13 protein-coding genes are annotated in these 13,928 nt (G+C 63.8%); 8 read left to right on the top strand and 5 right to left on the bottom strand.

Annotation, left to right across the window (positions count from 1 at the left end):
• Nucleotides 1-10: 10 nt before the first annotated feature.
• From AC1RMD_RS14880 to AC1RMD_RS14865, 4 genes are all read right to left on the bottom strand, one after another.
• Nucleotides 11-1,870: an alpha-amylase family glycosyl hydrolase gene (locus tag AC1RMD_RS14880; RefSeq protein ID WP_492927453.1), complete on the bottom strand. Its 1,860-nt coding sequence runs from the start codon at nt 1,868-1,870 to the stop codon at nt 11-13.
• Entirely contained in the window at nt 1,860-4,151 is a 2,292-nt protein-coding gene (locus tag AC1RMD_RS14875; RefSeq protein WP_492927452.1) for a TonB-dependent receptor, read from the bottom strand. Before AC1RMD_RS14875 ends, AC1RMD_RS14880 begins: the two co-directional genes overlap by 11 nt.
• Before the next feature lie 153 nt (nt 4,152-4,304).
• Nucleotides 4,305-5,351, bottom strand: coding sequence for a LacI family DNA-binding transcriptional regulator (locus AC1RMD_RS14870; RefSeq protein ID WP_492927451.1), 1,047 nt, complete (start codon nt 5,349-5,351; stop codon nt 4,305-4,307).
• A 3-nt stretch (nt 5,352-5,354) separates the two neighbouring features.
• Entirely contained in the window at nt 5,355-5,963 is a 609-nt protein-coding gene (locus AC1RMD_RS14865) for a glutathione S-transferase N-terminal domain-containing protein (protein ID WP_492927450.1), read from the bottom strand.
• Nucleotides 5,964-6,070: 107 nt separating this feature from the next.
• Between AC1RMD_RS14865 and purB the strand changes: the two genes are divergently transcribed.
• The 8 genes from purB to AC1RMD_RS14825 all read left to right on the top strand — a co-directional run bounded on the left by purB (nt 6,071) and on the right by AC1RMD_RS14825 (nt 12,960).
• Entirely contained in the window at nt 6,071-7,447 is a 1,377-nt protein-coding gene (gene purB / locus AC1RMD_RS14860; RefSeq protein ID WP_492927449.1) for an adenylosuccinate lyase, read from the top strand.
• A 134-nt stretch (nt 7,448-7,581) separates the two neighbouring features.
• Complete coding sequence (locus tag AC1RMD_RS14855) at nt 7,582-8,106, top strand: cytochrome b (protein ID WP_492927448.1); 525 nt, start codon at nt 7,582-7,584, stop codon at nt 8,104-8,106.
• Between the two features lie 24 nt (nt 8,107-8,130).
• The gene (locus AC1RMD_RS14850) at nt 8,131-8,682 is read left to right on the top strand and encodes a YceI family protein (protein WP_492927447.1); all 552 of its coding nucleotides are present in this window, start codon (nt 8,131-8,133) and stop codon (nt 8,680-8,682) included.
• Nucleotides 8,683-8,703: 21 nt separating this feature from the next.
• On the top strand, nt 8,704-9,270 hold the full coding sequence (locus tag AC1RMD_RS14845; RefSeq protein WP_492927446.1) for a YceI family protein: 567 nt from the start codon (nt 8,704-8,706) through the stop codon (nt 9,268-9,270).
• Between the two features lie 155 nt (nt 9,271-9,425).
• Entirely contained in the window at nt 9,426-11,579 is a 2,154-nt protein-coding gene (locus AC1RMD_RS14840; protein WP_492927445.1) for a S46 family peptidase, read from the top strand.
• A gap of 154 nt (nt 11,580-11,733) precedes the next feature.
• Nucleotides 11,734-12,012: a type II toxin-antitoxin system RelE/ParE family toxin gene (locus AC1RMD_RS14835; RefSeq protein ID WP_492927444.1), complete on the top strand. Its 279-nt coding sequence runs from the start codon at nt 11,734-11,736 to the stop codon at nt 12,010-12,012.
• Entirely contained in the window at nt 12,012-12,335 is a 324-nt protein-coding gene (locus tag AC1RMD_RS14830; RefSeq protein ID WP_492927443.1) for a HigA family addiction module antitoxin, read from the top strand. Before AC1RMD_RS14835 ends, AC1RMD_RS14830 begins: the two co-directional genes overlap by 1 nt.
• 58 nt (nt 12,336-12,393) lie before the next feature.
• Nucleotides 12,394-12,960, top strand: coding sequence for an NADPH-dependent FMN reductase (locus AC1RMD_RS14825; protein ID WP_492927441.1), 567 nt, complete (start codon nt 12,394-12,396; stop codon nt 12,958-12,960).
• Here the strand turns inward: AC1RMD_RS14825 and AC1RMD_RS14820 are convergent, their stop codons facing one another.
• The gene (locus tag AC1RMD_RS14820; protein ID WP_492927440.1) at nt 12,961-13,731 is read right to left on the bottom strand and encodes a hypothetical protein; all 771 of its coding nucleotides are present in this window, start codon (nt 13,729-13,731) and stop codon (nt 12,961-12,963) included.
• Between the last annotated feature and the right edge of the window lie 197 nt (nt 13,732-13,928).

The raw sequence follows: 13,928 nt of genomic DNA, 5'->3' as shown, positions 1-13,928 counted from the left end.
CGATTCTATATTATTCGCGTTCCAGCCAGTACATTGCGTATGGTTCCAGCACCAGCGTGCCTCCTGCCGCCTGCTCCGCCACGCAATCGCGCCAGGCGCCTTGCAGCGCATAGCTTTGCGGCTGAGCGGAGAAATTCATCAGCGTCAGGAAGCGCTCGCCGCGCGCCAGCGCCAGCATGCCGTCCGGCGCATCGGCCAGCAGCGCGCGGGGCGCGTTGGCCGCCAGCGCATCGTGCCGGCCGCGTATCCGCACCAGCCTGGCCAGCGCCTGATACATCGTCCCCGGCACGGTGGACACATCGTAGCGATGCTTCCAGCGCTGCTGGTCGAACAGCGGCCGTTGCAACCAGCGGCTGTCCATCGCGTGCTGCGGCCGATCCTGATAACTGTAGTCGTTCTCCATCGCCAGCTCGTCGCCCATGTACAGCACCGGCAGCGCGCCGAAGCTCAGGGCCAGGCCGTGCAGCAACAGCATGCGGCGCAGCGCCAGCGCGCGTTCCTCGTCGGTGCCAGCCGCCTGCAAGCCGGCCAGCGACGCGGCCATGCCGTTGCTGCCGTGCGCCGCGTTCGGATCGGTGCTCTGGAAGGCGGCGCCGATGGCGTAGCTGCCCTCCGCGCCGCTGAAGAAGCGCGCCGCGCGCGCCAGCCGCACCGCGCTGTCGGCGCCGTCGGCCGAGGCCTCCGCGCGCAGCACGTTCCAGCCGATATCGTCGTGGCAGCGCACGTAGCTGAGCCAGGTCGCGGCGGCCGGCAGCGCGGGCGTGTTGCGTATCACCTCGCGCAGCACGCCGGTGCCCTGCTCCGCCAGCGCCACCCAGCCGGCCGCCATCAGGCTGCTGTGATAGGCGATGTGGCATTCTGGCGCCTCGGCGCTGCCCAGGTAGGCCGGCAGCTCGCGCGTCGGCACGATGGCTTCGGCCTTCAGCAGCACGCCCGGCGCGACGATATCGACGATCGCCCGCAAGGCTTGCAGCAGCTGGTGCGCCTCCGGCTGGTTCATGCTGTTGCTGCCTTCGCGCTTCCACAGGAAGGCGGTCGAATCGAGGCGGAACACTTCAACGCCGCGATTGGCCAGCCGCAGCAAGGCGGCCGCCATCGCCGCGAACACCGCCGGATTGGCGTAGTTCAGGTCCCACTGATACGGATAGAACGTGGTCCACGCCCAGCCATCCAGCTCCTCGACAAAACTGAAATTGCCCGGCGCGACCTGCGGGAACACCTGGCCCAGCGTGCGCTCGTAGCGGTCCGGCATGTCGCGGTCGGGGAACACATGGAACATCGCCCGCGCGCCGGCGTCGCCGGCCTTGGCGGCCAGTGCCCAGGCGTGATCGTCGGCCACGTGGTTCAGGATGAAGTCCGAACACAGGCTGATGCCGGCCAACCGCAACTTCGCGGTCAATGCCATCAGGTCGGCGTTGCTGCCGAACGCAGGCTCGACCTCATCGAAACTGGACACGGCAAAGCCGCCATCGTTCTCGCCGCCGCGTGCGCGCAGGAACGGCAACAGGTGCAGATAGCTGACGCCCAACTCTCGCAGGTAAGGGACGCGCTCGGCCACGCCGTTCAAGTCGCCGCCGAAGTTCTGCACGTAGGCGCAGTAGCCGAGCATGCGCTGGCTGAGGAACCAGCCGGGGCATGCCAGCCGCTCCAGGTCGAGCGCCCGCAGTTCCACCGGCCGCGCCGCGTACAGCACGCCCAGCGATTCCATCAGCTCGCCCAGCCAGGCATCGAAATCGGCGCGCTCGCCATACAGGCCGGCCAGCAGCCGGCGCAGCACCGGCTGCGCCGCCGCCAGCCGCTGCGCAGCCAGCGGCCGCAGCTCGTCGGAAAGGACCGCCAGCAGACGGTCCGACATTACTTTAGAAGGCATAGGACAGACTGACTTTCGCGGCACGGCCGGAGATGGAGCGGGCGGCATGGCCGTCGCCTTCGACTTCGGTGTAGCCGATCTTGTTGAGCAGGTTGTTCACGCTCAGCGACAAGGTAGCCTTCTCCGTCACGTGATAATTGACGAAGGCGTTCACCACCTGGTACGCCGGCAGCACGATGGTGTGCGCATCGTCGCCCCACGACTTGCCGGTGCCGATCAAGCTGGCGCCGACGGTGGCCTGGCCGAAGGTGTAGGTCGGCGCGATCTGGTACACCACCTTGGCCTGGCGGCGCGGCGTGTTGCCGATCACCGCCACATCGCCGGGCGCGGTGCCGGTGATCTTGGCGTTGGTGTAGGTCATGCCGCCGGTGATGCGGAAATCGTTCAGCGCGTACGCGCCTTCCAGCTCCACACCCTTGGCGTCGTACTTGTTGGAGGTGCTGCGCTGCGTGGTCGCTTCGTAGTTGCTCTCGTCGGTCTTGGCCTGGAACAGCGTCACGAAGGTGCTGACGCCGCCGCTGCGCCATTTCACGCCGCCCTCGATCTGCTTGACGGTGTTGATGTTGATCGGCGCGCTGCCGTCCAGCGGGGTGCCGAACAGGATGCGGTCCGCATTGAAGGCCACGCCGTCGCTGACGCGGGCGAACGCCGCCAGGTTGGCGGTGATGCGGTAGTTGCCGCCGACCGAGTACGAGTTGTGGTTGATCTTGTAGTCCACCAGCTGCTGCGTGGCCGGATCGTAGCGCAAGGCGCCGCCGCTCATGGTGGCGATGTTGGCCGTGCCGCTGGCGCGCTGGCGGTCCTGGCGCACGCTGGCGTCGATGTTCAGCGGACCGGTTTCATAGCCCACGTTCAGGTAGGGCGACGTCAGTTTGTACTCCATGTCGACCGCGCGCGAGCAGCAGCCGCCGAAGGCCGGACCGACCAGGCCTGGCGTGGCGCTGGCCGTTTGCAGCAGCGCCGGTTTGTCGCCGCTGGCCTGCATCAGGTATTCGTTGAAGTTCCAGGTCAGCGCCAGCTTCTGCGTCGACAGGTACAAGCCGGCGGTGGTGGTCAGCTTGGAGCCGTCGGCCAGCTTGAAGGTCTTGGCCAGCTTGGTGTCGTTGAGCGTATTGCCGGCGTCGTCGATCGAAGTGTTGAACACCACCGCGGAGAAGGCGCGGCCGTTGTAGGCCTGGCCCTTGTTCGGCCCCGTGGCGAACACATAGCTGCCAACCTTGCCGTTGTTGCCGGCGAACACGCCGGTGAAGCGCCCGCTGTTGTTGGAGGTGCGGAACTTGTCGCTCAGGTTCCAGCCGTCGCCCAGGTCGAACGAAGCTTCCAGGCCGACCGTATCGCTCTTCACGTGCAGGCCGTCGTTGACGTTGGTCGACACCGGCGTGTTGTTCTTGCCCAGTGTGACATCGCGCACCCAGTACGGCGAGTAGAACGTCACCTTGCGCGGATCGATGCCGGGGATTTCCTGGATCTGCTGGTTGACCACCTGCACCGGCACCGGCAACACGGTCGGCGACTTGTCGTCGACGTGCTTGAACGACAGACGGATGAAGCCGTTGTCCAGGTCGTGCGTGATGTTGCCGCGAATCTGGCCGCCGTCCTCGGTGCTCATGCCGGTGTTGCGCACGCCTTCGCCGCTGCGGTAGTTACCGCCGATGAAGAAGCGCGTCTTGTCCGACAGCGGCGCGCCGTAGTCGAAGTCCAGCCGGGTTTCGTCGTAGCCCAGGCCGTGGCTGATGCCGATATGGCCGCCCTTTTCCTCGCCGGTCTTGGTGATGAAGTTGATGATGCCGCCCGGCGCGTTGGTCGCCAGCGTCGAAGCCGAACCGCCGCGCACCACTTCCAGGTGGTCCAGCGTGCCGTCGATCTTGACGTAGCTGTCCGGCGTGATGAAGTTGAAGTCGCCCGATTGCAGCACCGGCAAGCCGTCTTCCTGGATCTGCACATAGCGCGCGCCGCCGGCCGAGATCGGCACGCCGCGCACGGTGATGTTGGCGTTGCCCTCGCCGCCCGACGACTCCGAACGCACGCCCGGCACCGAACGCAGCACTTCGGCGGCGCTCAGCGGCGCGCCGTTCTTGATGGTCTCGCCTTCCAGGGTACTGATCGACACGCTCGATTTCATTTTGGTGGAGCCGCCGGAGGTGCCGGTGACGACCACCCGCTCCATGTTCAGGCCATCGGCGGCGGGGGCGGCCTGCTGGGCCGAGGCGCCGCCCATGTGCAGGACAGCCGTTGCAACAGCGGCAGCGATGCCGCCCAGTTTGAATGTGCGTTGTTCCATTGTCGTCTCCAGATATTGTCGTTTTAATCTGCCGCTTAATTGAGCAGGTACGCCATTATTCAACGGATTTCGATTTAATGCAATCGATTGCATAACGCCGCAAAAATATATTTGCATTGCTTACTGCACAGCCAATGCAATCGGTTGCATAAATCAGACAGAACTGTTGCGGACGATCAATTGGGTAGGAAGTTGCAGCGATGCGGCGGCGCGGCCGTCGACCAGCTCCAGCAGCTGGGCCACCAGCGCCCGGCCGGCTTCGCGGATAGGTTGTTGCACGGTGGTCAGCGGCGGATGGAAGTAGCCGGCCAGCTCGATATCGTCATAGCCGACCACGGCGACCTGCCCCGGCACATCGTAGCCTTGCTGGCGCAGCGTGTTGATCGAGGTCATGGCCATCAGGTCGCTGCCGGCGAACACCGCGTCGAACGGCACGCCGCGGCGCAGCAGTTCCTGCACCGCCTCCTTGCCGCCCTCCGGCAGGAAGGACACCGATACCTGCAAGGCCGGATCGACCGCCAAGCCGGCCCGCTGCAGCGCGCGGCACAGGCCGGCGTAACGCAGGCCCACTTCGGGCAGCTTGATATCGCCGAAGAAGGCGATGTGCTGGCGGCCCTGGGCGATCAGGTGCGCGCCGGCCAGTTCGCCGCCGCTCAGATTGTCGCCGCCGACGGTGCAATACAGCTGCTGCGGCAGTTGCGCGCCCCACACCACGATCGGCACATGGCGCGCGGCCAGCTGGTTCAGTTGTTCATGGTGGCGCCACTGGCCGATCAGGATGATGCCGATCACGCGGCCGGTGTCGAACGGCGCGGCGGCCGCGTCCAGCTCCTCGGCATCCACCCGCGAGACCAGCATGTCGAAGCCCTGCTCGGTCAGCGCGTCGGCCAGGCTGCCCAGCATCGACAGGAAGAAGGGATCGGACAGGTGCTGGCGGGTGGCCGAGTCGTAGGGGATCACCACGCCGACGGTGCGGTTCTGCTTCATGCGCAAATTCTGCGCGCCGATGTTGATGGTGTACTTGAGCGAGCGGGCCAGCTCCATGATGCGCACCCGCGTCTCGTCGCTGACCAGCTTGCTACCGGCCAGCGCCCGCGACACCGTCGACGTCGAGACGCCGGCCAGCCGCGCGATGTCGGCCATCTGCAGGCGCCGCTGTTGGGCGGAGCTGTCCGCGTCTTGCGGCGTGGTCTTGGACATGGCTTACTGCGGCACGGTGTCTTTGAACGACTGGCGCTCGGACAGCTTGTCGTACAGGCGCGCCAGGTTGGGGTAGTCGTCGCGCCAGGTGATCTCCGGGAAGCGGAACGACAGCCAGCCCAAGGCGCAACCGACGGCCACGTCGGCCAGCGAATAATGGATGCCGGCGCAATAGGCCGATTCGCCCAGCTTGTCCGACAGCGACGCCAGGCCCAGCTGCACCTTGCGCATCTGGCGCGCCATCCAGTCCTCGCTTTGCAGCGCCACCGGACGTTGGGTGCGCTCCAGGCGCACGATGATGGCGGCGTCCAGCATGCCGTCGGCCAGCGCTTCCCAGCACTTGACGTCGGCGCGGTCGCGGCCGTTGGGCGGCAGCAGCTTGCAGACCGGGGTCAGCGTATCGAGGTATTCGACCATGACGCGCGAATCGATCATGACGTTGCCGTCTTCCATGACCAGGCTCGGCACCTTGCCCAGCGGGTTCAGCTTGTCGATGGTGGTATCCGGCGCCCACACATTTTCCAGTTCAAACTGGTAATCAAGCTTCTTTTCCGCCAGGACAACACGAACTTTGCGTACAAAAGGACTGGCGAGGGAACCGATGAGTTTCATAGAGGCTTAGAGTAGAAGATCAGGCGCCAGTATAACATCGGAGGGTTCCGGGCCGGCCAATGGTAAAATCTACCTTTGCGCAATTTTAACCCTGCCTCCTTCCCATCATGACCACTACTCCTTACTCCACGCTGTCGGCGCTGTCGCCGCTGGACGGCCGCTACGCCGGTAAAACCGACCTGCTGCGTCCCATCCTGTCCGAATCGGGCTTCATGCACCACCGCGTCAAAGTAGAAATCTCCTGGCTGCAAGCGTTGTCGCTGGCGGGTTTCGCTGAAATCAAGCCGTTCTCGGCCGCCGGCTCCGCCCTGCTGGACAAGATCGCCAGCGACTTCAGCGAAAAAGACGCCGCCCGCATCAAGGAAATCGAAGCCGTCACCAACCACGACGTCAAGGCCGTGGAGTACTGGCTCAAGGAGCAGGTCAAGGACGTGCCGGAACTGGTGGCGGCGTCGGAGTTCATCCACTTCGCCTGCACCTCGGAAGACATCAACAACACCTCGCACGGCATGATGCTGAAAGCGGCCCGCGACAGCGTCATGCTGCCGTCGCTGACCAAGCTCATCGCCCGCCTGAAGGAAATCGCCATCGTCAACGCCGACGTGCCGATGCTGTCGCGCACCCACGGCCAGACCGCCAGCCCGACCACGCTGGGCAAGGAGATGGCCAACGTCGTCGCCCGCCTGCAGCGCGCCATCAAGCGCATCGAGCAGGTCGAGATCCTGGGCAAGATGAACGGCGCGGTCGGCAACTACAACGCCCACCTGTCGGCCTACCCGTCGTTCGACTGGGCGGCGTTCTCCAAGGACGTCATCGAGCAGCGCCTGGGCCTGGTGTTCAACCCGTACACCATCCAGATCGAGCCGCACGACTACATGGCCGAGCTGTTCGACGCCTTCGCCCGCGTCAACACCATCCTGCTGGACCTGAACCGCGACATCTGGAGCTACGTCTCGCTGGGCTACTTCAAGCAGAAGACCAAGGCCGGCGAAATCGGTTCCTCGACCATGCCGCACAAGGTCAACCCGATCGACTTCGAAAACTCGGAAGGCAATCTGGGCCTGGCCAACGCCGTGCTGAAGCACCTGTCCGAAAAACTGCCGGTGTCGCGCATGCAGCGCGACCTGACCGATTCGACCGTGCTGCGCAACATCGGCGTCGGCCTGGGCTACACGCTGCTGGCCTACGACAGCTGCCTGCGCGGCCTGAACAAGCTGGAAGTGAACCACGCCCGCCTGGCGGCCGACCTGGACGCCAACTGGGAAGTGCTGGCCGAGCCGGTGCAGACCGTGATGCGCCGCTACGGCATCGAGAACCCGTACGAACAGCTGAAAGAGCTGACCCGCGGCAAAGGCATCTCGAAAGACGCGTTGCGCGACTTCATCACCGGCCTGGCGATTCCGCAGGAAGCCAAGGACCTGCTGCTGGCCATGACCCCGGCCAACTACATCGGCATCGCGACGGATCTGGCTAAAGCCATCTAAGCAAGCCCGCCGAACTGTTTTACACTGGCCCCCGCCGACATGTGTCCCGGGGGCTTTTTCATGCCTGTGCAGCACGCATTGCAATTCTTTGGTATATTAGTCCTAACACGTACTATTTTCTGGAGCTCACGCTTATGCAACGCTACACCAAAACGGCCATGTTGCTGCACTGGCTGACCGCCCTGCTGATCATCGCCGCCTTCTTCCTCGGCCTGACCATGGTGGACATCCACGGCATCACGCCCACCAAGCTCAAATACTATTCCTGGCACAAATGGCTGGGTGTGACGGTGCTGGGCGTGGCCGCCATCCGCCTGCTGTGGCGCAAGGCCAATACCCCGCCGCCGCCGCTGGCCAGCATTCCGGCCTGGCAGCACAAGGTGGCCGACGGCATGCACTACCTGCTGTACTTCTTCATCTTCGCGGTGCCGGTTTCCGGCTACCTGTACACCTACGCGGCCGGCGTGCCGGTGGTGTACCTGGGCCTGTTCCAGCTGCCGGCCCTGATCGAGCCGAACACCGAACTTAAGCCGATCTTAAAAACCGTTCATTATGTTCTGACCATGACGATGGCCGCCGCCGTAGTGGTCCACGCCCTCGCCGCACTCAAGCATCATTTTGTCGATCGCGACGTCACGCTGAAACGCATGCTGCCGTAATCCCCCATCTACCGGAGCCCAACAATGAAAACCATGAAAAAACTCGCCCTAGTCTCGCTGATGGGTGTTGCCCTGGCCGCCAGCGCCGCCGCCCTGAAGACCGATCCCGCCAAGTCGACCGTGTCGGCCGTGTTCAAGCAGATGAACGTACCGGTCGAATCGAAGTTCAAGAAATACAGCGTCGCCATCGACTACGACGCGGCCAAGCCGGACGCCTCCAAGGCCACCGTCGAAGTGGAAACGGCCAGCCTGGACGTGGGCGACGCCGACATGAACAAGGAAGTGGCGAAGAAGGAATGGTTCAACTCGGCCCAGTTCCCGAAAGCGACCTTCGTCTCGTCGTCGATCAAGAGCGCCGGCGCCGGCAAGCTCAGCGTCACCGGCAAGCTGACCATCAAGGGCAAGACCGCCGACATCACCTTCCCGCTGACGGTCAAGGCCGACGGCGGCAAGCAAGTGTTTGAAGGCGCGCTGCCGATCAAGCGCCTGGCCTACAACATCGGCGAAGGCGAATGGAAAGACACCGGCATGGTGGCCGATGAAGTGACCATCAAATTCCACGTCGCAGCCCAATAACCTCACACCGGAGACCGCTAGATGAAACTGCAAATCCTGATCGCCACCCTGCTGGCCGCCTCGGCCACGTCCGCCATCGCCGCCACCTACAACATCGACCCGACGCACACCTACCCGAGCTTCGAGGCCGACCACATGGGCCTGTCGGTCTGGCGCGGCAAGTTCGACAAGACCAGCGGCACCGTGACCATGGACCGCGCCGCCAAGACCGGCGCGCTGGACATCGCCATCGCCGCCGACTCGATCGACTTCGGCATGGACAAGATGAACAGCCACGCCAAGGCGGCCGACATGTTCAACGTCGAGAAATTCCCGACCATCACCTACAAGAGCAAAACGTTCAAATTCGAGGGTGACAAGCTGGTCGGCGTCGAAGGCGAGCTGACGTTGCTGGGCGTGACCAAGCCGGTGGCGCTGAAGGTGGACAAGTTCAACTGCATCATGCACCCGCGCTACAAGCGTGAAGTATGCGGCGCCAACGCCGTGGCCGAGTTCAAGCGCACCGATTTCGGCCTGAACTACGGCACCCCGGCCTTCGCCCCGGAAGTCAAACTGGCGATCCAGATCGAAGCCATCAAGGCCGACTAGCAACCAACAACCCGGGGTCAAGTCTGACATTCGGACACGAGCTCCGCCGTAATGCTAGTTACGGCGGAGCTCGTGTCCGAATGTCAGACTTGACCCCGGTTTTTCGCTATACTGCCGTCGTTGTTCCTTCTACCAACACTTCAACAACGACAAAAATGCATAAATCACTGATCGCGCTCGCCATCCTGAGCACCGCCGCCCACGCCGATGAAGGCATGTGGATGCCGCAACAGCTGCCACAAGTAGCCAAGCAACTGAAAGCCGCCGGCCTGAAACTGGCCCCCGCCAACCTGACCAAACTGACCGAGTTCCCGATGGGCGCCATCGTCAGCCTGGGCGGTTGCTCGGCCTCCTTCGTCTCGCCGCAAGGCCTGGTCGCCACCAACCACCACTGCGTCTACGGCAGCGTGGCGCACAACTCCACCCCGGAACGCGACCTGCTGGCCAACGGCTTCCTGGCCCATGACTTCGGCGAAGAACTGCCAGCCTCGCCAGGCAGCCGCATCTTCGTGACCAAGGCCGTCACCGACGTCAGCAAACAAGTCGTCAGCGCCGATGTCGCCAAACTGAGCGGCAAGAAGCGCAGCGACGCCATCGAAAAGAACCAGAAAGCCATCCAGGCCGAGTGCGAAAAAGACCAAGGCCACCGCTGCACCGTGTCGTCCTACTACGGCGGCCTGGAGTACTACCTGATCAAGCAACTGGAAATCCGCGACGTGCGCCTGGTGCACGCGCCGCCGGCCGGCGTCGGCAAGTTCGGCGGCGATACCGACAACTGGATGTGGCCGCGCCACACCGGCGACTACGGCTTCTACCGCGCCTACGTCAGCAAGGACGGCAAGGCCGCCGACTTCAGCAAGGACAACGTCCCCTACCTCCCGCAGCACTACCTGAAACTGGCCAAGGAAGGCAGCAAGGAAGGCGACTTCATCATGGTGCTGGGCTACCCCGGCCGCACCAACCGCCACCGCCTGCCGTCGGAAGTGGCCTACACCTTCGACTGGAGCTACCCGTCCTTCGTCAAGACCTCGGCGGAAAACCTGGCGATCATCGCCGACGCCACCAAGGACAACAAGGACACCGCGCTGAAATACGCGTCGCAGGTGGCCAGCATCAACAACTACTACAAGAACCGCCAGGGCATGCTGGACTCCTACGCCGGCAGCGACATGCTCCAGCGTAAAACCGCCGAGCACGAAGCACTGAAGACCTGGATCAACGCCGCCCCGGCCCGCAAGGCCGAATTCGCCGGCGACATCGAACTGGTGGAAAAGCTGATCGCCCAGCGCGACGCCGAAACCAAACGCGACTACTTCCTGTCCTCGTCCAAGCCGCGCCTGCTGAACACCGCGCGCATGCTGTACCGCCTGGCCAACGAGAACACCAAGCCTGACGCCGAACGCAAGGCCGGCTACCAGGTGCGCGACGTGCCACGCATCAAATCGTCGGTGGCCGCCCTGGTGCGCAACTACGATGAAAAAGTCGACAAGGCCTTGGTCATCAGCAGCCTGGCGAAATACGCCGCCCTGCCGGCAGCCCAGCGCAACGCCGACTTCGACGCCGTCATCGGCATCAAGGACGGCATGAGCAAGGCCGACCTGCAAACCGTGCTGGACACGCTGTACGCCGGCAGCAAGCTGGGCGACGCCGCCGAGCGCACCAGCTGGATCGGCAAGACGCCGGAAGAGTTCAAGGCCAGCAACGACGCCTTCATCAAGGCCGCCGTCGCCATGTACCAGCCGGACATGAAGGACGAAGCGCAAGAGGAAGAGCTGGGCGGCAAGCTGCAACAAGCCTACGCCAACTACATGAAAGCCAAGATCGCCTTCATGCACAGCAAAGGCCAGGCGGTCTACCCTGACGCCAACGGCACCCTGCGCGTGACCTTCGGCCAGATCGCCGGCCGCGACCACGGCGCCGACGGCACCACCTGGAAGGCCTTCACCACCGTCGAAGGCGTGGCCGCCAAAGCCACCGGCGTCGGCGAGTTCAACGCACCGAAAGCCCAACTGGCCGCGATCAAGGCCAAGGACTTCGGCAAGTACGTCGATCCGAAACTGAAATCGGTGCCGCTCGCCTACCTGGCCACGCTCGACATCACCGGCGGCAACTCCGGCTCGGCCGCGCTGAACGCCAAGGGCGAGTGGATCGGCCTGGCCTTCGACGGCACGCTCGACTCGATCATCTCGGACTGGGACTTCAACCAGGCCAACACCCGCGACATCCAGGTCGACCTGCGCTACATCCTGTGGAACATGAAACACGTCGACCACGCCGACAACCTGCTGAAGGAAATGAAGGCGGAATAAGCGTTGCTCGCTTCACCCCGAAAACCACGCCCCGGCAACGCGGCGTGGTTTTTTTATGGATCGGTTACATTGCGTGACATGTCCAGGATGCGCAATAGCGGCGCTTGACTTTGCTATGCGGAGGATTACACTGCAATCCCAAGGATGACACCAATTGATCATTTCAATACGTCACAAAGGGCTCCGGAAATTTTTCTCCGATGGCGATCATCGAGGTATCCCTGCGGGATTCGCCCCCAGAATCGAGCGTTTGCTCGACCGCTTGGATAGCTGTATCAAACCAGAAGATATGAATATTCCGGGGTCAAAATTTCATCAACTCAAGGGGGATCGCAAGGATACCTATGCCGTCTCTGTTTCCGGCAACTGGCGCATCACATTCAGATTCGATGGCGAAAATGCGGTGGACGTGGATTTGGAGGATTATCATTAATGAAGTCGTTGCGTAACCCTAACCGACGTCCCACGCATCCTGGCGCTGTGCTGCGGGAAGATATATTGCCAGCACTAAAAATGACGCAAACGGAATTGGCAGAACGAATTGGTGTCAGCCGTTTAAGCATTTCCGAACTCGTTCATGAGAAGCGCGCAATGTCGCCCGAAATGGCCGTGCGGATAGCGACTCTACTCAACACCTCGCCGGAAAGTTGGTTGCGCATGCAGGAGGCTGTCGATCTGTGGCTGGTGCGGCAAGATTCAAGCAAATTGGCAGCGATCAGGCCATTGACTAAGTCTCGACTGAACCTGGCGACGTGAGGCCAGAAGGGTAGTACACTGAACGCGGAACTCCCAACAACCGTGTTCAGGAGATGTCATGGCCGCGAAAAAAGTCGCCGTAGTGATCGGCAGTCTGCGCAAGGTTTCGCTCAACCGCAAGTTCGCCCACGAATTGATCGCGCTGGCGCCGCCGTCGCTGCAGCTGGAGATCGTCGAGATCGGCGAACTGGCGCTGTACAACCAGGACCTGGAGGAAAACGGCGCCACCGCGCCGCAAGCATGGACCCAGTTCCGCCAGCGCATGCAGCAGGCGCAGGCGGTGCTGTTCGTCACGCCGGAATACAACCGCTCGGTGCCGGCGCCGCTGAAGAATGCCATCGACGTCGGCTCGCGCCCCTACGGCGGCAGCATCTGGAGCGGCAAGCCGGCCGCCATCGTCAGCGTGTCGCCCGGTGCGACCGGCGGCTTCGGCGCCAACCACCACCTGCGCCAGGCCATGGTGTTCCTCGACATGCCGCTGTTGCAGCAGCCGGAAGCCTACATCGGCGGCGCCGCCAAGCTGCTGGACGACAACGGCAAGTTGAACAACGACAGCACCCGCGAATTCCTGCAAAAATTCATGACCACCTTCGCCGCCTGGGTCGACACCAACGCCAGGCAGTGATTAGCGCTTGATCGCCTTGAACACCTGGCCGGCCTCGGTCAACGCCGCCGGTTTGGCGGCGACGGCGGCCGGCCGCGCCGCCCGTTGCAGCGCCAGCAGCAGCGGCGAGTGATGGTCCGGCAGCAGCGCCAGGTCGGCGCCCGGCAGGCGTTGCGCCAGCGCGCCCGCCTCGTCCGCCGCCAGGTGTTCGCAACTGACATACAGCCGGTATGACACCCAGCTGTTGCCCACCTCCAGCATGAATCCCGCCACGTTCGCCGTGCCCGGCGACCCGGGCAGCGCCGTCACCCGCAGCCGCGTCTTGCCCTTGCGCAGATGCAGCGTATCCCAGGTCTGCATCGGATAAAACCGCGGCGCGTCGGCCTGCATGCTCGGCAGCTGGGTCGACGCCGACACCGGCGCGGCGGACTCCTGCGCCGCCACGATCACCGGCAACTTGCCCAGCGACGCCAGCGGCGCCACCCCGCCATACCGGCCGCTGCCGGCGGGCGTGACCAGCAGCAGGTCGGCCGCCGGCCACTGCCGCACCGCCTCGGCGCTGTAGGCGTCCGCATCGGCGCCCGCCGTCAGTATGCTCAGCCCCTGGAAATGGATCAGCGCCAGCCCTTTGCCGGCCAGCTGCACCCGCCCCGCCGCAGTGGGCGGCAACGGCGCCGCGACACTTTCCAGCTCGATCACATAGCGCGGCCCGATCTGCGCCAGCCCCACCTTGCAGCCCAGCGCCAGCAAGACCATCACGATCACCGCGCGCCATCCGTACCTGTTGCCCATCGCACCCTCCCGGCCATGTCTGTGTTCTCCAGTAGAGCACCACCGCCATAAAGTTTTCTTGAAGCAACGCAAAACCTGCGCCCGGCTAGTCCGGCGCCGCTCAAAAATCGGGCACGAATGATACAATTCCGCCCTCGGCAGCGTGTCGCAGTGCTTATCCAGCGCGACCCGCCCTCCCCTCAACTCCCTCTGAGATC

The organism is Duganella sp. GW822-FHT06D06 (assembly GCF_058799615.1).
The sequence above is the reverse complement of the archived record's forward strand: the minus strand, read 5'-3'. Positions and strand labels throughout refer to the sequence as shown.

What these genes read in the sequence shown, in the direction of transcription:
- AC1RMD_RS14845 (WP_492927446.1), top strand. Translation starts at nt 8,704, where the DNA reads ATGAAACTGCAAATCCTGATCGCCACCCTGCTGGCCGCCTCGGCCACG.
- AC1RMD_RS14855 (WP_492927448.1), top strand. Translation starts at nt 7,582, where the DNA reads ATGCAACGCTACACCAAAACGGCCATGTTGCTGCACTGGCTGACCGCC.
- AC1RMD_RS14850 (WP_492927447.1), top strand. Translation starts at nt 8,131, where the DNA reads ATGAAAACCATGAAAAAACTCGCCCTAGTCTCGCTGATGGGTGTTGCC.
- AC1RMD_RS14825 (WP_492927441.1), top strand. Translation starts at nt 12,394, where the DNA reads ATGGCCGCGAAAAAAGTCGCCGTAGTGATCGGCAGTCTGCGCAAGGTT.
- AC1RMD_RS14840 (WP_492927445.1), top strand. Translation starts at nt 9,426, where the DNA reads ATGCATAAATCACTGATCGCGCTCGCCATCCTGAGCACCGCCGCCCAC.
- AC1RMD_RS14870 (WP_492927451.1), bottom strand. Translation starts at nt 5,351, where the DNA reads ATGTCCAAGACCACGCCGCAAGACGCGGACAGCTCCGCCCAACAGCGG.
- purB (WP_492927449.1), top strand. Translation starts at nt 6,071, where the DNA reads ATGACCACTACTCCTTACTCCACGCTGTCGGCGCTGTCGCCGCTGGAC.
- AC1RMD_RS14830 (WP_492927443.1), top strand. Translation starts at nt 12,012, where the DNA reads ATGAAGTCGTTGCGTAACCCTAACCGACGTCCCACGCATCCTGGCGCT.
- AC1RMD_RS14865 (WP_492927450.1), bottom strand. Translation starts at nt 5,963, where the DNA reads ATGAAACTCATCGGTTCCCTCGCCAGTCCTTTTGTACGCAAAGTTCGT.
- AC1RMD_RS14820 (WP_492927440.1), bottom strand. Translation starts at nt 13,731, where the DNA reads ATGGGCAACAGGTACGGATGGCGCGCGGTGATCGTGATGGTCTTGCTG.
- AC1RMD_RS14875 (WP_492927452.1), bottom strand. Translation starts at nt 4,151, where the DNA reads ATGGAACAACGCACATTCAAACTGGGCGGCATCGCTGCCGCTGTTGCA.
- AC1RMD_RS14880 (WP_492927453.1), bottom strand. Translation starts at nt 1,870, where the DNA reads ATGCCTTCTAAAGTAATGTCGGACCGTCTGCTGGCGGTCCTTTCCGAC.